Origin of the sequence: Bacillus tequilensis KCTC 13622 (assembly GCF_000507145.1) — a bacterium.
In the GTDB taxonomy this organism is placed as follows: domain Bacteria; phylum Bacillota; class Bacilli; order Bacillales; family Bacillaceae; genus Bacillus; species Bacillus tequilensis.
The window spans coordinates 280,800-305,413 of sequence record NZ_AYTO01000041.1; the positions used below are offsets into that span (position 1 = coordinate 280,800).

The 24,614-nt window shown below is 44.0% G+C and carries 28 protein-coding genes and 1 pseudogene; 5 read left to right on the forward strand and 24 right to left on the reverse strand.

Going from position 1 to position 24,614, the window contains the following annotated elements; genetic code table 11:
* Positions 1–57 precede the first annotated feature (57 nt).
* The 7 genes from V756_RS0119525 to V756_RS0119555 all read right to left on the reverse strand — a co-directional run bounded on the left by V756_RS0119525 (position 58) and on the right by V756_RS0119555 (position 8,803).
* On the reverse strand, positions 58–1,998 hold the full coding sequence (locus tag V756_RS0119525) for a stage V sporulation protein D (RefSeq protein ID WP_024716148.1): 1,941 nt from the start codon (positions 1,996–1,998) through the stop codon (positions 58–60).
* A 116-nt stretch (positions 1,999–2,114) separates the two neighbouring features.
* A complete protein-coding gene (pbpB, locus tag V756_RS0119530) occupies positions 2,115–4,256 on the reverse strand; it encodes a penicillin-binding protein 2B (RefSeq protein ID WP_024716149.1) in 2,142 nt (713 codons plus the stop codon).
* Between the two features lie 5 nt (positions 4,257–4,261).
* Positions 4,262–4,615, reverse strand: coding sequence for a cell division protein FtsL (gene ftsL / locus V756_RS0119535; RefSeq protein ID WP_024716150.1), 354 nt, complete (start codon positions 4,613–4,615; stop codon positions 4,262–4,264).
* A gap of 39 nt (positions 4,616–4,654) precedes the next feature.
* Positions 4,655–5,590 carry a 16S rRNA (cytosine(1402)-N(4))-methyltransferase RsmH gene (gene rsmH, locus V756_RS0119540; RefSeq protein ID WP_024716151.1) on the reverse strand — a complete coding sequence of 312 codons (936 nt, stop codon included), beginning with the start codon at positions 5,588–5,590 and terminating at the stop codon, positions 4,655–4,657.
* Positions 5,591–5,659: 69 nt separating this feature from the next.
* Positions 5,660–6,091, reverse strand: coding sequence for a division/cell wall cluster transcriptional repressor MraZ (mraZ, locus tag V756_RS0119545; protein WP_010328053.1), 432 nt, complete (start codon positions 6,089–6,091; stop codon positions 5,660–5,662).
* A 125-nt stretch (positions 6,092–6,216) separates the two neighbouring features.
* Complete coding sequence (gene bshC, locus V756_RS0119550; RefSeq protein WP_024716152.1) at positions 6,217–7,836, reverse strand: bacillithiol biosynthesis cysteine-adding enzyme BshC; 1,620 nt, start codon at positions 7,834–7,836, stop codon at positions 6,217–6,219.
* A 70-nt stretch (positions 7,837–7,906) separates the two neighbouring features.
* Positions 7,907–8,803 carry a 2-dehydropantoate 2-reductase gene (locus tag V756_RS0119555; protein WP_024716153.1) on the reverse strand — a complete coding sequence of 299 codons (897 nt, stop codon included), beginning with the start codon at positions 8,801–8,803 and terminating at the stop codon, positions 7,907–7,909.
* 159 nt (positions 8,804–8,962) lie between these two features.
* Here V756_RS0119555 and V756_RS0119560 point away from each other — a divergent pair, with 159 nt between their 5' ends.
* Positions 8,963–9,445, forward strand: a complete 483-nt coding sequence (locus V756_RS0119560; RefSeq protein WP_024716154.1) for an N-acetyltransferase — start codon at positions 8,963–8,965, stop codon at positions 9,443–9,445.
* A gap of 53 nt (positions 9,446–9,498) precedes the next feature.
* Here V756_RS0119560 and gerR read toward each other — a convergent pair whose 3' ends face one another.
* From gerR to V756_RS0119575, 3 genes are all read right to left on the reverse strand, one after another.
* Complete coding sequence (gene gerR, locus V756_RS0119565) at positions 9,499–10,080, reverse strand: sporulation-specific transcriptional regulator GerR (protein WP_024716155.1); 582 nt, start codon at positions 10,078–10,080, stop codon at positions 9,499–9,501.
* Between the two features lie 145 nt (positions 10,081–10,225).
* Positions 10,226–10,405, reverse strand: coding sequence for a 50S ribosomal protein L32 (gene rpmF, locus V756_RS0119570; RefSeq protein WP_003154457.1), 180 nt, complete (start codon positions 10,403–10,405; stop codon positions 10,226–10,228).
* Positions 10,406–10,426: 21 nt separating this feature from the next.
* Positions 10,427–10,945 carry a YceD family protein gene (locus V756_RS0119575; RefSeq protein ID WP_024716156.1) on the reverse strand — a complete coding sequence of 173 codons (519 nt, stop codon included), beginning with the start codon at positions 10,943–10,945 and terminating at the stop codon, positions 10,427–10,429.
* A 27-nt stretch (positions 10,946–10,972) separates the two neighbouring features.
* Here V756_RS0119575 and V756_RS1000000124200 point away from each other — a divergent pair.
* Both V756_RS1000000124200 and V756_RS0119585 read left to right on the forward strand, forming a co-directional pair.
* Positions 10,973–11,158, forward strand: a pseudogene (locus tag V756_RS1000000124200) (hypothetical protein).
* Positions 11,155–12,402: a nucleotidyltransferase gene (locus V756_RS0119585; protein ID WP_024716157.1), complete on the forward strand. Its 1,248-nt coding sequence runs from the start codon at positions 11,155–11,157 to the stop codon at positions 12,400–12,402. Before V756_RS1000000124200 ends, V756_RS0119585 begins: the two are co-directional and overlap by 4 nt.
* Before the next feature lie 15 nt (positions 12,403–12,417).
* Here V756_RS0119585 and ddcP read toward each other — a convergent pair whose 3' ends face one another.
* Together ddcP and V756_RS0119595 are read right to left on the reverse strand one after the other, a co-directional pair.
* Positions 12,418–13,443: a protease DdcP gene (gene ddcP / locus V756_RS0119590; protein ID WP_024716158.1), complete on the reverse strand. Its 1,026-nt coding sequence runs from the start codon at positions 13,441–13,443 to the stop codon at positions 12,418–12,420.
* 1 nt (position 13,444) lies between these two features.
* Positions 13,445–14,227: a patatin family protein gene (locus tag V756_RS0119595; RefSeq protein ID WP_024716159.1), complete on the reverse strand. Its 783-nt coding sequence runs from the start codon at positions 14,225–14,227 to the stop codon at positions 13,445–13,447.
* 180 nt (positions 14,228–14,407) lie between these two features.
* Between V756_RS0119595 and spoVV the strand changes: the two genes are divergently transcribed.
* Positions 14,408–15,634 carry a dipicolinic acid transporter SpoVV gene (gene spoVV / locus V756_RS0119600; protein ID WP_024716160.1) on the forward strand — a complete coding sequence of 409 codons (1,227 nt, stop codon included), beginning with the start codon at positions 14,408–14,410 and terminating at the stop codon, positions 15,632–15,634.
* Positions 15,635–15,643: 9 nt separating this feature from the next.
* Here spoVV and coaD read toward each other — a convergent pair whose 3' ends face one another.
* The 8 genes from coaD to V756_RS0119640 all read right to left on the reverse strand — a co-directional run bounded on the left by coaD (position 15,644) and on the right by V756_RS0119640 (position 20,314).
* Positions 15,644–16,129: a pantetheine-phosphate adenylyltransferase gene (coaD, locus tag V756_RS0119605; RefSeq protein WP_024716161.1), complete on the reverse strand. Its 486-nt coding sequence runs from the start codon at positions 16,127–16,129 to the stop codon at positions 15,644–15,646.
* Positions 16,130–16,133: 4 nt separating this feature from the next.
* The gene (rsmD, locus tag V756_RS0119610; protein WP_024716162.1) at positions 16,134–16,688 is read right to left on the reverse strand and encodes a 16S rRNA (guanine(966)-N(2))-methyltransferase RsmD; all 555 of its coding nucleotides are present in this window, start codon (positions 16,686–16,688) and stop codon (positions 16,134–16,136) included.
* 324 nt (positions 16,689–17,012) lie between these two features.
* Entirely contained in the window at positions 17,013–17,285 is a 273-nt protein-coding gene (locus V756_RS0119615; RefSeq protein ID WP_003221373.1) for a YlbG family protein, read from the reverse strand.
* A gap of 54 nt (positions 17,286–17,339) precedes the next feature.
* On the reverse strand, positions 17,340–17,789 hold the full coding sequence (gene ricF, locus V756_RS0119620; RefSeq protein WP_003221370.1) for a regulatory iron-sulfur-containing complex subunit RicF: 450 nt from the start codon (positions 17,787–17,789) through the stop codon (positions 17,340–17,342).
* A gap of 114 nt (positions 17,790–17,903) precedes the next feature.
* Positions 17,904–18,143: a YlbE-like family protein gene (locus V756_RS0119625; protein ID WP_024716163.1), complete on the reverse strand. Its 240-nt coding sequence runs from the start codon at positions 18,141–18,143 to the stop codon at positions 17,904–17,906.
* A 15-nt stretch (positions 18,144–18,158) separates the two neighbouring features.
* Positions 18,159–18,557: a YlbD family protein gene (locus V756_RS0119630; RefSeq protein ID WP_024716164.1), complete on the reverse strand. Its 399-nt coding sequence runs from the start codon at positions 18,555–18,557 to the stop codon at positions 18,159–18,161.
* Positions 18,558–18,742: 185 nt separating this feature from the next.
* Positions 18,743–19,783 carry a CAP domain-containing protein gene (locus V756_RS0119635; RefSeq protein ID WP_024716165.1) on the reverse strand — a complete coding sequence of 347 codons (1,041 nt, stop codon included), beginning with the start codon at positions 19,781–19,783 and terminating at the stop codon, positions 18,743–18,745.
* A gap of 84 nt (positions 19,784–19,867) precedes the next feature.
* A complete protein-coding gene (locus V756_RS0119640; RefSeq protein ID WP_024716166.1) occupies positions 19,868–20,314 on the reverse strand; it encodes a CBS domain-containing protein in 447 nt (148 codons plus the stop codon).
* Between the two features lie 139 nt (positions 20,315–20,453).
* Between V756_RS0119640 and V756_RS0119645 the strand changes: the two genes are divergently transcribed.
* Positions 20,454–20,816 (forward strand): YugN family protein, encoded by a 363-nt coding sequence (locus V756_RS0119645; protein WP_081719930.1) that lies wholly within the window; start codon positions 20,454–20,456, stop codon positions 20,814–20,816.
* 28 nt (positions 20,817–20,844) lie between these two features.
* Here V756_RS0119645 and ctaG read toward each other — a convergent pair whose 3' ends face one another.
* The 4 genes from ctaG to ctaD are packed head-to-tail and all read right to left on the reverse strand — an operon-like array spanning position 20,845 to position 24,594.
* Entirely contained in the window at positions 20,845–21,741 is an 897-nt protein-coding gene (gene ctaG / locus V756_RS0119650) for a cytochrome c oxidase assembly factor CtaG (protein WP_024716168.1), read from the reverse strand.
* 26 nt (positions 21,742–21,767) lie between these two features.
* Positions 21,768–22,100, reverse strand: a complete 333-nt coding sequence (ctaF, locus tag V756_RS0119655) for a cytochrome c oxidase subunit IVB (protein WP_024716169.1) — start codon at positions 22,098–22,100, stop codon at positions 21,768–21,770.
* A gap of 2 nt (positions 22,101–22,102) precedes the next feature.
* On the reverse strand, positions 22,103–22,726 hold the full coding sequence (gene ctaE, locus V756_RS0119660) for a cytochrome c oxidase subunit III (RefSeq protein ID WP_024716170.1): 624 nt from the start codon (positions 22,724–22,726) through the stop codon (positions 22,103–22,105).
* Positions 22,726–24,594 (reverse strand): cytochrome c oxidase subunit I, encoded by a 1,869-nt coding sequence (gene ctaD, locus V756_RS0119665; protein ID WP_024716171.1) that lies wholly within the window; start codon positions 24,592–24,594, stop codon positions 22,726–22,728. The genes ctaE and ctaD overlap by 1 nt, the downstream gene beginning before the upstream one ends.
* Positions 24,595–24,614 lie beyond the last annotated feature (20 nt).

Genomic DNA, 24,614 nt, shown 5'->3' on the forward strand with positions numbered 1-24,614 from the left:
AGCTAATCTTGAAAGATATCAGCATTTTTTCTGCAATAAAAGAATAGGCAGCCCAAATCAATCGGCTGCCTCCTTTTCATCTTCTTCAGTCAAATAAACGCGTATCTTTGAGCCCTCTTTTACTTTTGTTCCGGCAGCTGGCGATTGTTTTACGATTTTGCTTCCTTTCCCGGAAGCATCGACATTAAGATTCACCAAAAGTGACTCAAGATCTGAGACAGACATCCCTACAACATTCGGAACTTCTATTGTTTTTGTGTCGTTCCATTGATATTTTTTCTCGATTTGGTTTTTCCGAGGCTTCACACCAAGCTCCGGCAGGCTGTCTCTCATAATATTCCCGACAATAGGCGCTGCAACGGTTCCGCCAAATTGAATCGTGCCTTTCGGGTTATCCACCGCAACATAGACGACAAGACTAGGATCGTCAGCAGGCGCGAAACCGATAAATGATACAATGTGGTTGTTTTCGAGATATTTCCCGTCTTTAACTTTTTGTGCAGTTCCCGTCTTTCCGCCGACACGATACCCTTCAACAAATGCGTTGCGGCCGGTGCCTTCTGCGACGACGCTTTCTAGTGCATAACGGATTTGTTTAGATGTTTCCTCAGAAATGACTTGTTTCTTAGCGATCGGTGATTGTTTTTTGACTGTTTTTTTCGTTACAGGGTCGATCCATTCCTTTGCAATATAAGGTGTGTAAAGCGTCCCTCCGTTTACTGCGGCGGATACGGCTGTAACCTGCTGAATCGGCGTGACAGATACCCCCTGCCCGAAAGCCGTAGTCGCTTGCTCGACCGGACCTACTCTGTCAAGCGGGAATAAGATTCCTGTCCCCTCGCCTTGCAGATCAATTCCTGTTTTTTGGCCGAAACCAAAACCTTTGATATATTTGAAAAGCTTATCCTTCCCTAAACGCTCGCCCAATTCCACAAACCCCGGGTTGCAGGAATTCTGCACAACTTCTAGATACGTCTGCATTCCGTGTCCGCCTCTTTTCCAGCACCGCAGCCTCGCTCCGTCCACTTCCGCGTGCCCTTTATCATAAAATTGATCACGTTTTAAATTTACTTTTTGTTCTTCAAGGGCTGCTGCCAGTGTAATAATTTTAAATGTAGATCCAGGCTCATACGTGCTCCACACCGGCAGATTCCGATTGTAGACAGACGGATCGACTGATTGATAATCAGCCGGGTCAAAGTCAGGCCTGCTTGCCATTCCCAATATTTCTCCGTTTTTCGGATTCATGGCCACAGCAATCATACCGTCCGGATGATATTTGGCCTCAGCGTTATCAAGCTCTCTTTCCAGTATCGTCTGAACTTTTGAATCGACCGTCAGCTTCATATCAAGCCCATCCTTAGGCGGCGTGTAGTCATCCGCTTCATCAGGCATTTTCTTCCCCTTGGCATCTGTATAAAACTTAACAGAGCCCTTTTCTCCTTTTAGATCATCGTCGTAATAGGCTTCAAGTCCAAGGAGCCCTTGGTTGTCAATGCCGGCAAATCCAAGCACATGAGATAAAAAGCTGCCGAACGGGTAATGGCGGATACTGTCCTCCGCAACATACACACCTTTTAAATCCAGCGCTTTGATTTCTTTCGCCTTCTCATTGGAAATTTTTCTTCCTTCCGGCGTTATCTTTTCGATTGACGCTTTTTTTGTCACATGCTTATATACTTTTTCTTCTGACATGTTTAAAACCGCCGCAAGCTGCTTGCTCGTTTTCATCGGATTCTGAACTTGGCGCGGCACGACGAATACGGTCGGCGCGCTTTTGTTTGTTGCAAGCTTTACGCCGTTCCGATCCAGAATTTCGCCTCTCTCCGGCTCAAACGGCAGGTTCCTGCTCCAGGAATCTTTCGCCAGCGAAGTCAGTTTCTCACCCATCACAAACTGAACATACCCCAGCCTTGTATCAATGATCAGAAACACGATCACGCCAAAAAGCAAAACAAATAATAAACGTTTTCTAACCGTTACATTCGAGACGCGCAAGAGACCGTTCACTCCTTATTTAGGCTTGTTTCATTTTATGCCTGTCATTGGACAGGTAGAACGATGCTCCTCTGAAGGCATAAAAAAAGAAAGCCTGCATATCGCAAGCTTTCTTTTTAATCAGGATTTTTAAACTTAACCTTGATTACGGTTTTGTCTTTTATTTCTTTGTCTTTCTTTACGCTTTGACTGACAGCGTAGCCTTGTCCGCTTACTTCGATATGAATTCCCGCCAGCTCGCCGTACTGAAGAACCTCTCTTCTCGACCAGCCTGTCATATCAGGCATTTTGATTTTGCCGCCCGTTTTCAGGAAAACCTTCTGATTGGTGAGAACTTCCTCATCCGCTTTCGGATACTGCTCTTTTACAGCGATATCACTGCCGATGACGATCGGTGTGAGATTCTCTTCTTTTGCTTTCTTTTGGGCATTGACAATGGTTTGATCTGTTAAATCAGGCATCGTCTGCGCTTTTGTTTCTTCCTTATCTGAATCAGTTTTTTCAGTTGGTTCAATGTTCAGGTAATGCAGGCTGTTTTTCATTGTCGGGTTAAAGATTTCAGATACTGGTTCTGAACTGCTTTGTCCCGCCTTTAACTGCGGCTGCTGTACTGCGACATAAATTAAAAGCTCAGGATTATCCTTTGGCGCCATTCCCATAAACGAGAAGATATAGTTATCTGTTCCGTCTAAATATCCGCCTTTACCTGCTATTTGCGCAGTACCGGTTTTCCCGGCAACATCAAAACCTTCGATTTTATAGGCTTGACCTGTTCCGATCTTCGATGTAACGACTTCTCCCAATATATCCCGCACCTTTTTCGCCGTGCTTGCAGATATTGGAGTTCCGGCTGATTCCGGCTTATTTTGATAGACGGTTTTATCTTTATCGGGATCAACGATATGGTCAATGACATAAGGTTTCATCATTTTGCCGTCATTCGCAATTGCCGTTGCGGCCTGAAGCTGCTGGATCGGTGTGACTGCAGACGCTTGGCCATATGCGGTTGACGCCTTATCAAATTCATATTTAAAGTTGATTTTACTGGAGACTTCTCCAGGCAAATCAATACCTGTTTTTTGATAAAAATTGAATTTGTGTAAATATTGATTGAGGCGGTCGTAACCCAGCTTTCCTTTCGCCAGTTTCGCAAATGCGACATTTGACGATCTTAAGACACCGTCATGATAGGTTGTCGGCCCCCAGCCTACACCGTTATTGTGATCCTTAACAGGCTCCCCGCCAACTTCAAACGTACCTGATTTATATTTTTCATTCGCAGGAAACGCGTTTTCCTGCATCGCGGCAGCGAGTGTAAAAATCTTCATCGTTGATCCGGGTTCATACGCATATGAAATCAAATCATTATAGTAGTTTGTCACATCGCGTTTGTTCGGATCAAAGCTTGGGCGCTGCCCCATAGCAAGCACTTTTCCTGTTTTCGGATCGACGACTGCGGCCATGATTTTTTTCGGTTTATACTTTTTCGCCACTTTTGTCATGCTGTCTTCCAAAAAGGTTTGAATTTTCTGGTCAATGGTTAAATATACTTTGTCACCATTTTTTGGCGCTGTAATTTTATTTTTGCTGTTCGGGAGCTCCCAGCCGGATTTGTCGCTTTCATATGTCACATATCCGTCCCGCTCCTTCAAATACTTATCCAGCACTTTTTCTAATCCCATCGCGCCGGAAATTTCATTTGTTTTTTGGTCAACCTCGGCATAGCCGATTAAATTGGATGCGAAAATACCGTTTGGATAGTACCGTTTCGTATCCCGTAAAAATGAAATGCCCGGGAGTTTCAGCTTTTCGATTTTTTGCTTTTGTGCATACGTAATATCCCGGCCCGCTGAGCCGAACTCAACTTGTTTTACATCCTTATTTAAGATATCAAGGATATCGGCCTTGTCCATGTTTATCACTTTAGACAATGCTTCCGCTGTTTTTTCTTTGTTTTTGACATGCTGAGGATGCTTTTGATCAGTGGTCATTTTTTTATCGAGAATCGCGATCAGCTTATACGTCGCCGTATCCTCTGCAATCACTTTTCCTTTTCGATCTAAAATCGAGCCGCGGCTTGCTTCGATGGTCCGTTTCTTTTCATGCTGCTCTGTCGCTTTTGTCGCAAGCACTTCGCCGTCCACTTTTCCGGTTATTTGAATATATGCCATTCTCCCAAGGATGACAAAGAAAAAGAGAGCGAAACAAATACTTAGAATCGCCGCTCCTCTATTCATAAATTTATTCTTTTTTGGCATTTGAATCATTCCTGTATGTTTTTCACTTTTTTATCTTTTAAATTCAAGCCCTTCTTTTTCGCAATGTCCATCATGCGCTGCGGTTTGCTTAAATCAGCAACGGTTTTTTCGAGGTCACCAATTTGCTTGTTTTCGGATGAAATTTGCTCTTCAAGCTTTTGCACCTCAATATTGGTCTGATATGCCGCATACGCCTTTGATACGATCAAAAGCGATACGCTGAGCACCGCCGCAGCAAAGAGGACAAGGAGCACTTTTTCTCCGAGAGTAATGGAAGCCCTTTTCTTGACAATCACTTTTTTCTCAGGACTGATCGCATGCCGCTGCTGTTTCTCTGGTTGGTAAGCTAAATTGCTCATAGGCTGATGACCTCCTTTTAAATATTCGTTCGCGTTTTGTTATTTTCTTTTTTCGGCAATCCGAAGCTTCGCAGAACGAGCCCGGTTGTTTTCTTCAAGCTCTTCTTGAGATGCAGTAATCGGTTTTCGTGTGATGAGCTTCAGCTCCGGCTCAAACTCTTCCGGTATGACTGGAAGACCCGGAGGAAGTTCCGGAAGTGACGATTTTTCTTTAAAAGTAGTTTTGCAAATTCTGTCTTCAAGCGAGTGGAAGGTAATGACTGATACCCTTCCCCCTGGCTTCAGAACCTCAATTGCCTGCTCCAATGCCTCTTCAAACACCTTAAGTTCATCGTTCACGGCAATTCTGATTGCCTGAAACACGCGTTTAGCGGGATGTCCGCCGCTCCTTCTGGCCGGAGCGGGAATCGCGTCTTTTATTAGATCGACCAGTTGGCCCGTAGTTTGAATAGGAGATTTGATTCTTGCCTCCTCAATTTTTCTGGCGATCTGTTTGCTGAATTTCTCTTCGCCGTATTTAAAGAAGATACGGACGAGATCCTCATAGCGCCACTCATTCACGACTTCTTTCGCCGTAAGCGTGGCCGACTGGTCCATCCTCATGTCCAACGGTGCGTCATGATGGTAACTGAATCCGCGTTCCGGTGTATCCAGCTGCGGAGAAGACACCCCTAAGTCAAATAAAACACCGTCTACTTCTGTAATGCCTTGTTCATTCAAACATTCTTTTAAATACCTGAAATTGCTTTTCATCAGAATGAGCTGCCCTTTGTAATCGGACAGCGTTTCTTTCGCATGCTGTAATGCAGTATCATCTTGGTCAAAAGCGATTAAACGCCCCTTCTCGGATAACTGCTGCAATAAATATGTACTGTGCCCGGCTCCGCCGAGTGTGCAGTCTACATATGTACCGTCCGGTTTAATATTGAGCCCGTCTACGGTTTCACGAAGAAGTACTGTCTTGTGTTGAAACATAATGTGTTGGTCCCACCTTTTATCAGGATGAATTGAAATTGTTTTTAGAGTGTTATACACGAAGAATCATTATATATCAAACCCAATCATGTTTTCAGCAATTTCAGCAAATGAATCTTCTTGCTCTTCTGTGTATTGTTCCCAAATTACTTTACTCCACAATTCAATTCGATTAGAAACCCCGATAACAACACATTCTTTTTCCAGTTTGGCGTAATTCAATAGAGATGATGCGATATTTACCCTGCCTTGCTTGTCCAGTTCGCATTCAGTAGCCCCTGAAAAGAAGAAACGGGTAAACGCACGCGCATCTTTTTTAGTGAGAGGAAGAGCTTTTAGTTTCTCTTCAATTTGTTTCCATTCGTGCATAGGGTAGCCGAAGAGACATTGGTCAAGGCCTCTGGTCAGCACAAACTGCTCACCAAGTCCATCTCTGAATTTAGCGGGTACGATCATGCGGCCCTTCGCATCGATGGTATGCTGATATTCACCCATAAACATGATCTCTTGCCCCACTTTCTCTCCTTGACTCACCACTATCCACCACTTCTCTCCACAAATTCATTTTACACTGTTTACCCATAAAAAAAAACCCTGAACTATTCAGGGTTCTTTAAAACTTTATTTCAAAGTTTGACAACTTGGTGTTGATTTTGAAAAGAAAATGGCAGATTCTTGAATGATGTGAAGAATTTTGGACCATATCTGTTCAAGTAATACATAATATTCCAAATTCGTTCTTGCGGAGCAAGGAGCGGCCTAATGCTATTTTGGACTCTCTCATAATCCTTCAGGACATAGCCTTCTTTTTCTTCAATTCGCTTTGTCACCGTACGCTCTAAAAATTGAAGCTGATCCTGAATAAAAGCGGCATTCTTCAAGAGTAAAGGCTCCAAGCTTTGATCAACCTTTAATGCCTCTTGCCGAACCGTTTTGTGAATCGTTTCAATTTGGCTCTTCGCCTGATCCATCACCTCGGTAAACTCTTCCGGGATCTGGCGCTCAAAGTATGTCTCTCTTTGATTCTCCGTTCCGCGTTCTATAGCATCTTGTAATGAGATATTCCGTTCCAGCAATTTTTTCTCAATATGGCGTTCAAGTATCGTAATGTTCAGCCTCGGCATCACAGGCGGCATTTTAAAGCCCATCACAGCAAAAGCCTGTTTGAGCTCACCCCAATAATTGATTTCTCCGGGCCCCGCAATAAATGCTAAAGTCGGAATGAGGTACTCCTGCATTAACGGTCTCGTGACAACATTGTTGCTGAAGCGCTCCGGTTTTTCTTCCATGTGTGTAAAAAGTTCATCAGGCGTCCATTCGAGATTAAGCTCATTGATGACAAAACGGCCGTTGTCTTTTTCAATTAAAAAGCGCTCTTCTTCATATTCATAAAACAGATTCGCCTGCTCTTTTCCGGACTCGATAATCGGTTTGTAGCCTGCTTCACGCATAAGAGCCTGCTGATCTGAAACAGCGCTGGCGAGTTTATCATTTTCCCGGAGAATCTTTTGGAACATGGCCGTTTCCAGCTTTTTAATTCCCGGATCTCCAGAATTTAATAAAACTAACCCCTCCTCTTGGAACAGATCCGCGACCAGCAGTTCAAAGAAGTCGGTGAACGTCACAGATTCCCTTAAACATCGCTTTACATTGTCTAGTAATGAATTCGTGTGGTCTGTTTCTTCAAAAGCGGCAAATACATCATCTATCCATGCGGCACATTTTTCCTGATCAAGCGATGTGCTCGCTGCCGAAGACTTCTTCCAGTAAGACTGAGGCAGCTTTTTTTTCACAGGCCCATTCTCTTCAGATGTATGGATAAAATTAATCTCATCCAAATCGTGGTCTTCTCCGGCCACCCAGAAGATCGGTACGACGGGCACTTGCAGTTGCTTTTCTTGTTCCTTTGCTAACACAATGATTGAAATGATTTTATGTATGGTGTATAGCGGCCCTGTTAAAAGTCCCGCCTGCTGTCCGCCGACAACAGCGGCACTTGACGGGTCCTTCAGCTTCTCAATAGCAGACTGCATCGCATTTGATCCGAATTTGTTATGGTAAGAGGATAAGTACGCCGCCAATTCCTCTCTTGCGAAAAACCGAGAAGACAAGTCTTGCAGTCTTTCGCGCCACATGTCCTTATGATGAATGCTGTAATCAAAAAAAGAAGACATTTCTTCTTTGCCATCTATATAGTGCTGTACAAACACATTTTGATTTTTGATGGAAAGTTCAGTTAGCTGCATCTTCTAGAACTTCCTTTCTCCAATAAATAGTTAGTGATCCGAAATGAGTATAGCATGTTACAGAAAAAGCTCAAAAGACTTTGTTTGTATTTCGCTCCAAAGCTTTGATGCTGCCGTATAAAAACTCCAAATGGACGGCATCAAGGCCGTGAAGGCTTGCTTCTTTCAATAAATATCCGATAATAGCATCAGCTTCTGTCTGACGGCCTTCAGTGACGTCAACCAGCATTGAAGAGCGATTCTCTTTCGTTTGCCTGCAAACGGTCCGAACCCTTTCCCAAGCCTCTTCTTCGTCTTCAAGCCTTAAAATGCGGCACGCCTCCTGAAAAACCAGCCTCATAAAAGCAAGATAAGCCGGTGTTGTCAGCAGTTCCCCATTTTTCACCTGCAATAAGGCGGTTAACGGATTGATACAGGCATTTACAATCAGCTTGCCCGTCAGCAGGCGATACCAATCCGTCACATAACGAATCGGAAAATCCGCATGGATATGCTGAAGTAAACCATTCAGACAATCTGGTTCAGCATTGTTGAACGCGCTCCATTTTATCGCACCTAAGCCCGTATGATCAACAGCTGTATCTGATATTCTTACAGCTCCGTGTTCAACGATTCCAACATAAATGGAATGCTTGACGCGCCAGTCTTTTAGGTCGTGAATATGCCCCATGCCGTTTTGCAAAAATAATATATTCGTTTTCGCAACCTGTTCAAGCAACGGAAAAACAGACTGAAGCTGATGCTGCTTCACCGTCACGACAAGAAGATCAAAATCCGAATTGATACTCGTGTCCGCACTGCAATCAGCACTGAGTTCTATTCCGCCTTTATAAAGCCGAATCCCTTCAGACTGAATAGCCGCAGCCTGTTCTTTTCGTCTTGTCACAACCGTCACCTCGTGATGAAGCGACAAGTAATAGGCACATAAAAGACCGACGGAACCTCCGCCGATAATTCCAATTTTCATGATGTCACACCCAATTTAGCATTTACGTATTATCATAGCAGAAGTACGAAGAAATTACTTCTCAAAGATTCTGTGTGGTTAAAATTAAAGTTTAAATATTTGGATTTTTTAAATAAAGCGTTTACAATATAGGTAGTAACAACAAAGGGGGAGATTGAAGTGGTAAAGGTAGAACGTCTGCTCATTAACTATAAAACGCTGGAAGAATTCAAGGAATTCAAAGAATACGGCATTCAGGAGCTTTCAATGCTTGAAGATCTTCAGGATAATATTATTGAAAATGACAGCACATCGCCTTTTTACGGGATTTATTTTGGCGATAAACTTGTAGCGCGAATGAGCCTGTATCAAGTTAACGGCAAATCGAATCCTTATTTCGACAGCCGCCAGGATTATTTGGAACTGTGGAAGCTTGAAGTTCTTCCAGGCTACCAGAACCGGGGTTACGGGAGAGCCTTGGTTGAATTCGCAAAATCATTCAAAATGCCGATTCGAACAAATCCGCGAATGAAATCAGCGGAATTTTGGAATAAAATGAACTTTAAAACTGTTAAGTACGACATGGCGCGGGATAAAGGGGAAAACCCGCTCATCTGGCATCCTGATATGGATCACGAAATGACGCCGGGAGAGTCTGCATAGAAATAAAAACAACCGGCCTATTTTCACTCTAGGGCCGGTTCATTTCAGGCGTCTTACGTTTCTTGAGCCGCTTTTTTCATTCTTCCATCTTCTTTTGAAACAACCATTTTTCTGGCCCGATCCATGATATCGATCAGTGCCTTGTAATCCTCTTCGGTCATTTCCAGCTGGTTCCTCAATGTTTGATTTTCACTCCGTAAATCCTCTAGCTCTTTTTGAAGCGACTGAACTTGCTCCTTCAATTTTTCCCTTTCAAGCTGAAATTCTTGTGCAGACGGTGTTTCTTTGAATTGTTCAAGAAATTGAATCACATCCTGAATGGACAAATCTCGTTTTCCTTCTGAAGCTGCCGCGGCAGTCTGCTTCACGGAATTCGGCATATTGACCGAATGAACGCCGATTTGCTTCCTCAATTCTTTCCTCTGTTTTTTCGCAAGCTCTATGCCTGACTGGTATTGTTTTCTCACATACGAGTTCCATCTGAAACCACAGGCTGCCGCAGTTCTGGTCAGCGCCCTTCCCACCTCCTCAAAGGCGGAAAGCTGTGTTCCTCCCTCTCGAATATGGCGAAGCACAACTTCTGCCAGTAGCAAATCCTCATCCTGAGTCCAAGCATCTTGTCTTGTAATGGTCAAATTCAATCTCCCTCCATGTCAGCTTATTTATCTCATACATATGCCGGTAATAGATTAGATAGACTATTTGCACTCACAAATTTTCCGCAAGCTGACAGGAGGAGAAAAAGAAAAAGCGCAGGGTTTTCACCCTGCGCTTTTCTTATTAGTTACTTTTTACATTTATGTCTTTGCCGTTGTATGATCCGCATGCTTTGCATACACGGTGAGACAATTTCATCTCTCCGCATGACGGACATTCTGTCATACCAGGTACATTAAGTTTGAAATGTGTACGGCGCAATCTTTTCTTCATTTTAGAAGTTCTTCTAAAAGGTACAGCCATTATTCCCACCTCCTTAAAGAGTTAAGATTCATCATCTTGTTTTAAGAGCTTCTCGAGGGCTGCAAGTCTCGGATCAACTTGTTTCTTCTTATCTTCCTCCGAAATGACTTGCCAGTCCTTTCCTTCTTGAGGAGCAGCTCCTTTTTCTTGTTCAGATTCACAAAAGATTTGCATAGGGATTTCTAAAAGAATTTCTTCTTTCACGATCGGAGTTAAGTCGACAGTATCGTCCTCGACAACGTGAACGTCCTCATCTTCTATATCATCCGTCTGATGAAATATAAACAGTTCTTTTGTTGAAATTTCAAATGGATACGGAACATCAACGAGTGTTCTTGAGCATGGCAAAATCATTTCGCCTGAAATTGTAAAATCAAACGAAACCTGTTTTGATTTGATATCCGCTCTGCCCTTCACCCGGACGGGAGAAATGCGGCGAATGTCAGAATTCAGCTTTGTCAGCTCGTTTAACTCAACTGTTTCATCAAACTCAAAACTTTGTTTCGACATTTGATGCAGCTGATAAATCGTCCATTTCATTTGTATCACCTCAGGAAAGCAACAAACATGATTATAGCTTTTAAGATTGTTTTTGTCAATATTTTTTCTTTACAGCATAATGCTGCCATTCAAGTATCGTTGACAGCGGAATAGGCGATGCATACACTTAAAATAAAAATAAGACGTAAGAGTTTTCATTTGCAAATGTACCATACGTTTTTAAACATAGCAAGAAAGGCGGAAAAAATATGAAAGCTGTCGGACTGGTTGTTGAATATAATCCCTTTCATAACGGTCACCTTTATCATGCCCAAACAGCTAAGCGGCAAACCGGATGCGACATAGCTGTCGCGGTCATGAGCGGACATTTTTTACAGCGCGGAGAGCCTGCCGTTGTGTCAAAATGGGCCCGAACCAAAATGGCGCTGCAAAGCGGAGTCGATCTTGTCATTGAGCTGCCTTATCTTTATGCGGTGCAAAAAGCGGAGATTTTTGCACGCGGCAGTGTTTCCCTCCTCAACAAACTCGGATGCGAGGCGCTGTTTTTCGGAAGTGAACATGGTGATATTGAGCCGTTTTTACAAACAGCAAAGCTTATTGATGAGCAAAAACTTACATTTGATGAGCGCATTAAAGAAGAGCTTAAAAAGGGTGCCAGTTATCCGGCTGCGGCAGCTATCGCCTTCAGCTCCATTTTACATACCGAAAATGCACTTGATTTGTCAAAACCAAATAACATTTTGGGATACCATTATGTGACTTCCATTCTTTCTGGAAGCTATCCGATGAAACCATATACGACAGCGCGCGTCTCCTCAGACTATCATGATGCCGATCTCCCTGAAAGTGAAAACCATATCGCAAGCGCAACGGGCATCAGAAAAGCGATGATTGAACAGAATCTAGAAGCCTGCCTTCGTTTTCTTCCTGCTGCATCTGCGCGTGAATTAGCACATTACCGCAAATCTTTCGGATTGTGGCATTCACCTGAAAGCTATTTTTCTTACTTGAAATACAGCCTTTCAACTGTAACAGCACAGGAATTACAGCAAATATACGAGGTGGAGGAGGGCATTGAGCACAGAATTCTTCGCTCGATCAGAAATGCCAGCTCCTATCAGGAATTTATGGAGCTGCTGAAAACGAAACGTTATACGTGGACAAGGCTTCAGCGAATGAACACACACATTTTAACCAGAACGAAAAAACAGGATATGCATAAACTGCTTGATGACGAAGAAGCGCCTTATATCAGGCTTCTCGGCATGACGAAAAAAGGACAGGCTTATTTATCCCAAAAGAAAAAAACGCTGTCCGTTCCGCTTGTCAGCAAACTGTCCTCATTCTCCCATCCAGCTCTCGATCTGGACATAAAAGCAAGCAGAATTTACAGCCTGCCGATAGAAGAGCCGCGGAGAACTGAGTTTGACCTGCAGGAATATGGACATACGCCGATTCGATATGATGAGGATGAAGAGTGTTTTTTAAGTATATAGAAAAAGCACCTGGTATCAGGTGCTTCTCGCTTTAAGCTTATTCAAATAATCAATCGCATCCTGCATCGTGTCAACAGGCACAATCTTCATATGTGAATCAATATCTTTTGCTGTTTTTACTGCGTTTTTATAATCTGAATTGCTGGCGCCGTTTTGATTTGGCGCGAAGAAAATGTCTTTTCCGGCTTTGTCTGCAGCAACGACTTTTTGATCAATGCCGCCGATCGGGCCTACTTTTCCGTCAACATCAATCGTACCTGTTCCTGCAATATCGTAGCCTTTTGTTTCGTCTGGTTTTGTCAGCTGATTATAGATTTCAAGTGACATCATTAACCCTGCTGACGGGCCGCCGATATTTTCAATTTTAAAATCAATATCAGGCTCTACCTTCACGTTTCTGTCCGTATAAAGCGAAACTCCGATTCCTGCTCGATCCGGTTCGTCAGGAAATTGTTTTAACGTAAGAGTGACACGCTTTTCTTTTTCGTCTCTTTCCATTTTTAACGTGACTTTCTCTCCCGCTTTTTTGCTGCTGATATAATCAATCAGCTTTTCAGCAGACTGATAGTTTTTGCCGTCTGCGCTGATGATTTTATCGCCGACTTCTATTTTCCCTTTTGCAGGCATGTTTTCAACGACTGAGCTTGCGTATATGCCGTTAAAGGAATAGCTGACTTTTTTTCCTGCCTTTTGATAGGCGGCAATAATCGCGTTTTCCTGTGAGCTTTGCATCATTTGGAGCTGCCTTTTCATATACTCCTTATCTGATTCGCCTTCTTCCTTGATGCTCTCATCAGGAACAATTTCATAATAAGAGTGCATCTTTGCCCACACATATGTGAACGGATTAGCCGGTCCCACTTTGACAGTCATTAAGGACAGACTCCCTGTTTCCGGGTAGCCTCCCTCCACTTTTATCAGCGAAGCAAGCTCTGTCGCTTCTCCCGGTTTTGTAATATAGTATGGAAGTTTTATAAATGATAAAACGGCAATCAGAATGAGGATGGCAAGCATCCAGCTAAAATGTTTTTTACGTAGCAAATTATGAGCCCTCCCAATTCTCTATTTCTTTTTTTATCTTGCTGATCATTCGGTCTGTGGCCTCCTCGCCTGCCGATATCATTGCTTCAATATTGGCAAACGAGCTTGAGCTGTATGTTTCAAGAGAAGGGCGAATCATGATATCCGCGGCGATCGTTTGATGTCGCACCAATTCATTTTGCAGTATATCCATACTTTGCATAATCACATCAAAAATATGCGCCGCCGTTTCGGTTTTTCGAACTTTAGAGACATCCGAGGCAATGATGATATCAGCCCCCATGTCTTTTACAACAGAAACCGGAATTCGGTCGACGACCGCTCCATCTACAAAAAGCCGTTCGTCCAGCCTTTGCGGAATAAAGATACCCGGTATGCTGATGCTCGCCCGCACCGCATCCGACACTGATCCTTTGCGGAACACAACTTTTTCTCCCGTCCGCAAGTCACACGCCACAATGCCCAACGGGATTTGAAGCTCTTCGATCGGTTTCCCGAAAGTATAAGCGTGCACAAGCTGCCTGACGCGGTCACCTTTTAGAAACCCAAGTCTGGGGACCGTATAATCAGCATAAAACCGCCGTTTAAAGGCTTTGGCCACTTTTTTCATCGTTTCCACATCATGGCCCGCGGCATAGAAACTGCCCACCAAAGCGCCCACGCTGCTCCCCGCAATCATATCCACTTCAATTTGATGCTTATGTAAACTGGAAAGCACACCGAGATGAGCAAGCCCTCTGGCCCCGCCCGATCCTAACGCTAACCCGATTTTAGGTTTGGCCAACACGTTAACCTCCTGCCTGAATTCCCTGTATACCGAATTCTATGGTCTAAACTGAACCCCTATGCTCGTATATTAGTACAAAGAATCAAGCGGACAGGTACTGCTTGGCCGGTTCGTGTCATACATTATTTTATCATGATATACATGTCATTGGGCATTTTTAGCATCGGGGAGGTAAGAATGAACTTGTCGAAGATTCATACACTTTTGATTGCTTCGTTTTTTCTTTTTTTAACAGCAACTGTCATCTCACATCCGCAGGCCTCATTCGAAGCCTCTAAAACCGGGCTTTCTATGTGGTGGGAGGTTGTATTTCCGTCATTGCTGCCATTTTTTATTCTGTCTGAACTGTTAATCGGTTTTGGCATTGTGCGGTTTGTCGGTGTTTTGCTTGAGCCTTTTATGCGGCCGATCTTTCGCGTACCGGGGGTCGGCGGCTTCGTCCTCGCTATGGGAATGGCATCAGGAAACCCAGCTGGAGCAAAACTCACCGCCCGTCTTCGTCAGGAAAAACAGATTTCAAGAGTAGAAGCAGAACGGCTTGCATCGTTTACTAATTCTTCAAACCCGCTCTTTATTTTCGGCGCTGTTGCCGTCGGTTTCTTTCAAAACGCATCACTGGGCATTTTATTAGCTTCTGCACACTATTTGGGGAACCTGGCTGTCGGTTTAACGATGCGTTCCTACGGCCGCAAGGAAGAGCAGCAGCTTATAAGGAAGAAAACGATACCTTTTCCTTCGCTCAAAGATGCTTTACATGCTTTGCATACCGCCAGACTTGCGGAAAAACGGCCTCTGGGCAAAATTTTAGGCGACGCTGTGACGTCTTCTGTTCAAACACTTCTTATGGTGGGCGGCTTTATTATTTTATTTTCTGTCTTTAACCGGCTGCTCTCGGTTGTTCAGATGACTGATATGCTGTCTGTTTTTACAAAAGGAGCGCTGACTTTGTTTCAGCTCCCGGCTCAACTGGACATTCCCCTTTTATCAGGAATGTTTGAAATCACGTTAGGGAGCAAGCTCGTCAGCGAGACAGATGTGTCTCTTCTGCAAAAAGCCATTGTCGTCAGCTTTATTCTCGGGTTTAGCGGCTTTTCCGTGCAAGCACAGGTGGCGGGTATTTTATCGGATACCGACATCAGATTTAAGCCGTTCTTTATCGCCCGAGTGCTTCAGGGCATTTATGCCGCCGTCTTCGTCATGCTTTTATGGAAACCGCTTTACACCGCATGGCATGACCCGTATCGGTATGTATTCAAGTCTCTTCATAGCGGCGAAATGCCAACTGCTTTTATACACGGCTGGAATCTGCTTGTGCAGATTGGACCTGCTGTCACATTATGCGCGCTGTTTGCGTACATTATCATTTTCTCTTACAGACTGACAAACGGTACAAAAAAAGGATGAGTTATCCCCTCATCCTTGTCTGAATTTTTGCTGAAGCGCAAGCTCTACTTCCGGCGGCACAAACTCTGATACCGGGCCATTGTATTTTGCCACTTCTTTTACAATGCTTGAACTTAAAAATGAATATTGGTTATTTGTCATCATAAAAAACGTCTCAATGGATTCATCAAGCACACGGTTTACGGATGTCCCCTGCATCTCGTATTCAAAATCAGATACCGCTCTCAAGCCTCTTAAAATCGCTTTCGCATTCTTTTTTTTCGCATAATCAATTAACAGCCCCTCCGACGTTTCAACTGTTATGTTCGGAATGTCTTTTGTCACTTCTCTCAAAAGCTCACACCGCTCTTCGACACTGAACAAAGGCTTTTTTGAAGAATTATTCAGCACACATACATACACCTGTTCAAAAATATTCGCCCCGCGTCTGATGATGTCCAGATGCCCGTAGGTCACCGGATCAAAACTGCCGGGACAGACAGCTATACTCGCCATATCGCTACCCCCTCTTTTTATAAATCGCCACTCCTGTAATTCCATAGGTTTCTTTTCTTGTCATCTCAAGATCTCCTACGGTTTCAGGAAGCTCGACTTCTTTGTCATGCTCAACAACGATAAAGCCGTCTTCCTCCAGCATTTGATATTCGTCTATCATCGTTAAAAGCGCTTTTAGCTTTTGTTCCTTATACGGCGGATCAAGAAAAATTCCGCGAAAGCCTGATTCTCTTTTCGCAGCGGCGTGCAATGCCCGTTCCGCATCATTGCGGTATACCTGTGCCTGTTTTGCAAGCTCCAGCGTTTTTACATTTGATTTTATCGTTTGAATCGCTTTAAAATCCCGGTCAACGAAAATACAATGCTCAAACCCGCGCGAAAGCGCTTCAATTCCTAGACCTCCGCTACCTGCGAATAAGTCAAGTCCCCTGCCCCCGTCAAAATAAGGGCCGATCATATTAAAAATGGATTCCTTCACTTTGTCGGTTGTCGGTCTTGTTGATGTTCCCGGCACAGCCTTTAGTGAACGGCCTTTTTTTGATCCAGAAATTACTCTCATGTTCCACACCACTTTTTCTAAAAGCTATTTTGTTTTCTTGTTCGGCCGGACGCCGCTATGTACATAGAAAAAAATCAATCCTATCTTAACATAAAGCATTCTTTCAAACAACGAACACTCATCTTGATAAACAGGTGTATAGCCAGACTGATCCTTGTCCATACTATTAGCAACAGCATCTAGAGGATGTTGTTGCCAACCGCGGAGAAGACTTACGTTTCCCCATAAGTTCTTCCTCCGGTTTCTCCTCTCCCTTTGCCTTCTCCTTAACATGTTAAGGAATAGAAGGACCCCGCAGATGTCTGCGGGGATTTTTTTATACTGCTATATGCCGATTTTATAATCGTATTCTTTTGCTTTATCAAGCTTTGACTCGAATTCCAATTTTAAAAATGGTTTATAAGAAGGCTCCACTTTTTTCACAAACGAGTACGATGCGATCTTGTCCATTGTTTTTTCAATCTGGTCCATATCGCAATACAGCACAACATATTTTAAGCGTTTTGATACATAGTGCACATTTCCGAACTTTCTCAGCATTTTGCTTTGCTTGAGGGAATGCAGATACACAATCATACCCTGGCGCCTATTCTCCAATACAATCACCTGCCTGATTTCTCTTATATGTAAAAGACGAGACGGCCAGTCTCGTCATGACACTTTGCATCCGCAGCTTCCGCCTGAACCGCAGCCGCCTCCGCATGAAGACAAACCGTCAAAATAAGGGTTCCCCGTCGGAACTTTCACATGCTCCGAAACAGCTGTCCCGATCTCGACGCTGACCTCATCAAGAATGGACTGGAGCTCATTTTCAGCTCTCTTGAAGTCAGCCACCTTATCGTTCAGGTCCAGCTCGCGTTTGATCTCCCTCATTTTTCGGGATATTTCTCTATAGTCAGGATGATATTTGCCAAAACGCTGTACATCCTCATACTGCTCTTTTATTTTGATAAAAGAACGAATAATCCGCCCTGCCTCTTCATCTTCCTGGAGACGCTTGTAACAATTGCGGTAGTTCTCAGCCGTCTCCGACTGCAAAATCATCTCGGCAAGCTGCTGAGCTTCACTTTGAAGCCGCACGGATTCCATCGTCGCATACATAGCACGCACCTCCAGTTGTTAGTTTACCATGAAACCAGCCAATTGGAAAATGCTTAATCTCCGCCCAAACAATCTCCATATGACCGCACGAAAAAAGACCCTCTTTCGGGCCTTTTAATCTTTTGTCCGCATCGCTTGGAACATTTGCATCATCATTTGCGCCATTTGAATCCCGCTCGTAAATTGGTTCACCCGGTGCGGTATGGTTTTTTCATAAAAGTTCATCATCTCAAGCTGAAAGGAGGACAAATCATCCGGTTTTCTCGAAAGCCTGCGGTACCATATCGGCTGTTCTCTGATGAATCGCTTGCGTTCTTCAGTTGCTGAAATAAATTCCTGTACCTCTTTGCGCATATGAGCTCTCCTTTTTTAATCCTTTCGAAAAGAAAAAGGATGCTGTACAGAGCCTGGCTGAGATTGCTTCTGGCCGCTCCCGGAAAATGTATTAAGAAGGTTTTGCAAAGATGAGATTGACTGACTCATTTTATTGATTTGTTCGTTCATTTGATTGACATCCATCTTTTTCACCGCTGTCACCATTTTCGAGACAAAATCATTTTTTGGCTCTGTTTCAGGCACTTCTTCAGCCGCTTCTTCCGGTTCACGATATGGATCCCAAATCGGGTCGCTCTCCCCGAAGAGAACCCAATTTTCATATACGTCCTGCCAGCTTCTTTGTTCTTTACGTACTTCTTTTATCAGCTTGGGATGCTTTTTGACGAATTGTTTAAAGTCATTGATTGAATGATTGGCATGTTGATTTGCCACAATCCTCACCCCCTCCGAAAATCGCTGCCTACTACAATGTATCGTTTTGTGAAGCATTGTGTTCGCCTATATTCATTCGCGAATTAGCTTTACGAAAAAGGAAACGGCCTCATCTGTTGCTCACTTATCCAGACCAGCCTGTATGAAAACAAAAAAGCCGCGGAACCATTCACCCGCGGCTTTCATTACCATCGCTTAATAAAATTTTGAGTGTAATATTTTCGATCTACCCCGACACCAAGATGCGTATAATCTGGATGCAGAAGCGCTTTTCGATGTCCTTCGCTATTGAGCCAGCCTTCTACAGCAGCCGGGCCGTCGACATAATTGTACGCAATATTTTCTCCCGCTTGCTGAAAGTCAACATGTCCGTCTTCTAAGCGGTCTTTCAGTGTGCCGTATTTTTTAGAGTCATGGGAGAAATAATTATTATCCTTCATATCCTCGCTATGTCCAAAAGCTACTTCTGCCGTCGGCTGATCCCACTCAAGCTTCGCAAGCCCATGTTTGACGCGAATGACATTCGTCAAATCAAGTATTTGCTTTTCGCTCGTCGTTTGGATTTTTTTCCACTTATCATCTGAAACAGCTTCCGGTTTTATTAATTCACCGCGGTATACAACCTCATAAGGCCTTTGCTTTACAAAGGTTTGCGCATCAAACGCCCTGATGCTGGATAGCTTCCCTTCAAATTTGTCCATGTACAGCTGGACATACATCTTTCCTACCTTTACAGTCGGCCTGGTGTTTATATCCTCTTCAGAAAACTCAAACCGGTAGGAATTTCCTTTATATTCTACATTCACAAACGGTGCCACCTGGGTCGTCTTAAATACATCTCCGGTTGATTCACCAATTTTGAAAGGCTTTGCGTTAATGTCATTCCCAGCCGCAAATAATGTGACGACTTTATTGTGTAATACCCCGATTTGGATATATTGGTCCTTTCCTTGATTGTACACCCACCAATCGTAATCATAAGCTGACGGGTCGATGCGTTCAGGTTCCCCAAGCTTTTTCGTTACATCATCGGCGGACTTGCCCATAAAGGACAACAATCCTGAAGTCGGCATATGTATTCGTTTGCCGCTTTGCGCTTCCTCATTCGACACCTGCGGCTCACTGTCAGTTGATTTTTTTTCAGGAACAGATCCATATTGAATAAACAGAACGTAGGTTCCGCAGATAATCAAGAGGATAACCAATGCTCTCAATATATTTTTCAATCTATCACCCCCGTGGCGAATCACAATGTCTTGCCTTACATCTCATTCCAATACAGCCTATTTAACAAGTCAATGATTTATGTGTTAATGAAAAAAGCCTTCTTCTCTATTATCACCCTCGGAAATATCCGATAAGGCGCTGCCCGCACGTTTATCCGTTTGTTCAGATAAAGAAAGATCACCAAGCGTGACAATGCCAATAAGCTTTTTGTTTTTTGTAACAGGTATCCTTCTGAGCTGATGAGATGCCATCAAATGAAGAACCTCATCAACTGAAGCATCTTCCTCCACACTGACAGGTTTTTCGGTCATTGCGTCAGTGATTTTTTGCGAATTTGGTTTTTTTATGGCGATTCCTCTTAATACGAGATCACGATCAGTCACAATGCCAACCAGAGTTTCTCCATCCTCATCAACGACGGGAATCGCACCTACATTCGCATCTTTCATCTTTACTGCAACTTCATATACATTATCTAATACCGTGCAATATTGCAAGTCGGCTGTCATCAGATCTTTTATTTTTGCCATCCGTAAAACCTCCTTTAGTCTAGTGCTATTGTCGTCAAAATTTGATTTTTGCATACTTTCAAAAGAAGAAGATTCATTGAAAGTTTAACGCTTTCATACTATGATTGTCAGGAAAGGTAATTTTTATAAGGAGGGGTCAGTGTTGAAGTTTACTGAAAGCGGACTTGAAGGGGTAAAGGCTGAGCTCAGCTTGCTGGACGACTTGATGGAAAGCAAAGGCCTCATCAGAGCAGGTCAATGGGATTACGAAAGAGTCACCTACGACAGGAAGTTTTCGACGATCGAGGGTACGTTTTATCTGCGGATACAGGGCATTGCGGCAGAGGGCGACGTTGGAAGCGGCCGCGCCGTGATTCAATTAATGTCCCCTCTCTTAGGCAAGCATTACTACCCGCACGGCGTAGAATATGGAGAAACGGAAGAGTTTCCCGTACAGGTTGTCACAAAAAGCAAGGCACTGATTCAGGAACTATCTGACATGTTAAAAACCGTTCAAATGTAATGAAAAGGTACAGCATTTGCTGTACCTTTTATGATATCGTTTGCTGAATATACGGCGGCGGCTCCTCCTGCCCGTCCTTTTCTCTTTCTTTCTTCACCCATTGGAAAAAGATAATGGCCAAAAAAGTACCGTACACAATTTCCTGAATGATCTTCATCATAACGGCTCCGAGCTGCTGATCCTCTAATAAAGGCAGTGTATTCAATATCTCCGGTCCTGTTAATGGGACCTGCCCCATCATATCCGCAGGCACACAAAGCCTCATTGCCTCAGCCCACGCAGACGGATCTGTATAGGTGGCGTATAACGGCGCGCCGCTGAACATAATCAAGGCACAAGCCGGTGTGAGCAGCATACCGTCCGCCATAATATACCCCAGCTTCATCAAGCCGCTGAGCTGCCGAAGACGCTCTACCTTATGAACAAGCGGCCACCACATCAAAAACGCAAGCACAAAGATAAACCAGGTGATTACTGTATGATAAAATGGATCCGTTTTGACCGTATCAAAGATAAGCGGAACATGATATAAAGAAAAAATCCCGTTAAACAAAACCAAAGCAATTAAAGGTGTTGTAAAAAAGGAAAAAAACGGTTTAACGGCAGGCCTGAAAATGATTTTTTCCCAGAGCCATGCAGGAATTCCCGCGATTAACAGCGGCGGGACAACCAAATACAGGACAGCCATCTGCACCATATGCGCGCTGAACATAATATGTCCGAGCAAATCAACCGGGCTTCCCTCGGCCGCATACAAAAACAGCATCGCCGACAGAAAGCACACCATCTCTTTACCAGTTATTCGATTCGGCTTTGAAGACATTCGCCTGTAAAAATAAAGATAAAGTGCCGTAATGCCTAACAGAATACAAAAAAGATAAGGGCTCCACATCGCGCGAAACCCAAACACGTCTAACTGATTCATCTCTTCACCTCCGGCGGCTGCTCAAATCACCACCATATAATTGTGACAAACGCAAGTACAGTGATAAACGCGACAAACATGCCTGAATACAAAAACAGTGCCGGCACCTCATGCCCTTTTTGATTCATATGCATGAAATAATACAGCTGGAAGATGACTTGAATCGCAGCAAGCAAAATAATGAAAGGGATCGTAAACCAGCTGCCGACACCGTCTGTTGCCACAGTCAGAAATGCAACAATCGTAAGCCCGATCATTAAACCAAAAGACAGAACCTGATATTTCATCTCCTGGGCGTGCTTCTTTTTCTTAAATTCAAGGCCGCTGTTGACATGCTCCCTGCTTTTTTTATCGACCATGTTTATCCCACCATCCCCATTAAATATACAACGGTAAAGATGAAGACCCACACGACATCAATAAAGTGCCAATAAAGACTGGCAACATAAAACTTAGGCGCCGTATACAGGTTCAGCCCTCTCTTGGCATTGCGGATCATCAGTGTGCTGATCCACATAAGCCCAAATGCCACGTGTGCGCCGTGCGTACCGACAAGCGTGTAAAACGCAGAACCGAGCGCAGAGCTTGTGATAGTAAATCCAAATTCATGGATGTAATGCTTAAACTCATAGATTTCAAGTCCTAAAAAGCCCGCCCCCAATAAAATCGTAATTCCCAGCCAAAGCTGCATTTTGCCAAAGGAAAAGTTCTTCATGTGATACATCGCATACACACTTGTTAAACTGCTCGTTAATAGCAGCATTGTGGCGATAAATACAAGCGTCACATCAAACATTTCCGTCGTAGGCGGATCACCGGCGTTTGAATTCCGGAGTGCAAGAAACGTGGCGAAGAGAGACGCGAACAAAACTGTCTCTCCCCCAAGAAAAAGCCAAAAGCCTAAAAATTTATTTTTCCCTTCCAGTGTTACTTTTTCGGGAGAAGCCGGAAAGGTTTCTGCGGTGAATTTTTCTTGAATTTGCATTATGCCTTCACCCCTTTATCATCGTTCGGCAGTTCCTCTTTATGAATATGATAGCCGTGATCATCAATAATTGAACGAAGCAGCATCGTAATAAATGTGATGCCGAGCCCGATAAAGATCACCGGCAGGCCCCAAGCATAATCACTTCTGTACAGCAGCCCGAACGCTGCGACAAAAAGGCCGAAGGAAATGACAAACGGCAGGATTGAGCCGTTCGGCATATGAATATCATCAACTGGTTCTGCCGGTGTCATTGATTTGTGTCCTGCCTGCTTTTCGATCCAAAGCGGATCAAGTCCTCTGACAAAAGGAAGCTGTTTAAAGTTATACTCAGGCGGCGGAGAAGAAACGGTCCATTCAAGCGTACGTCCGTCCTGCCATGGATCAGCTCCGACATATTCGCCTTTTACTGATGTCCAAATGACATTGATCAGCAGAATAATAACAGCCGCCGCCATAAAAAACGCCCCGATTGTGCTGATCAAGTTGCCGGTTTCCAGACCCTGGTCTGGTAAAAACGTATAAACCCGGCGCGGCATCCCCATTAAACCGACAAAATGCTGAATGAAAAACGTGAGGTGAAAGCCGATAAAAAACAACACAAATGAAATTTTCCCCATCGTCTCATGCAGCATCTTACCGAACATTTTCGGCCACCAGAAATGCACTCCGGCTAAAAGGCCGAATACGACGCCGCCAATAATGACGTAGTGGAAGTGCGCCACCACAAAATACGTATCATGGAACTGATAATCAGCAGCAGCCGCGGCCAGCATGACACCCGTCACACCGCCAAGCACAAAGGATGGGATGAATGAGACAGCATACAGCATAGCGGTCGTATACTTTACATTTCCTCCCCAAATCGTCAAAAGCCAGTTGAAAATTTTAATCCCGGTCGGAATCGCGATAGCCATTGTGGCAACCGCAAAAATCGCGTTTGCGATCGGGCCCAGACCAGTCGTGAACATGTGATGCACCCACACCATAAAGCCTAGAAAGCCGATGAGCACGATTGCAAAAACCATTGAAGAATAGCCGAACAAACGCTTTCTGGCGAAAACAGGGATGACCTCGGAAAAAATACCGAACGCAGGCAAAATTAAGATATAAACCTCCGGATGACCGAAGATCCAAAATAAATGCTCCCAAATGACCGTATTTCCGCCAAGCTCTGGATTAAAGAAATTGGTGCCGAACAGCCGGTCCAGCATCATCAAGGCCAATCCGGCCGTTAGCGGCGGAAATGCGAACAAAATCAATGCCGAGGACACAAATGTCGTCCATGTAAACAAAGGCAGCCTCATGTACGTCATGCCCGGAGCCCTCATATTGATAATCGTGGCCAAAAAGTTAATCCCGGCTATCAGCGTCCCGAGCCCCGATATTTGCAGTCCAAGGACGAAAAAGTCTATGCCGTGCCCTTTAGAATGAAGCGAAAGTGAGGCATAAGACGTCCAGCCCGCGTCTGGCGCTCCGCCCAAAAACCAGCTTAAATTTAAGAAGATCCCTCCGAAAAAGAACAGCCAAAAACCAAGAGCGTTTAAAAATGGAAACGAAACGTCCCGAGCCCCAATCTGCAAAGGGACGACCGCATTCATCAAGGCAAATAAGAGCGGCATCGCAGCCAGAAAGATCATCGTCGTTCCATGCATCGTCATCACTTCATTGTACGATTGGGCGCTGAGAAACGCATTTTCCGGCTTTGCTAGCTGGATTCTGATAAACATCGCTTCAATTCCCCCGACAAGAAAGAAGAATCCCCCTGCCACTAAGTAAAGAATCGCGATTTTTTTATGGTCCACCGTCGTCAAATAATCCCAAAGCATAGATCCGCGCGTCCGCTTTTCTGTAAGCGCATTCAACATATGTGACCTCCCCCAATATC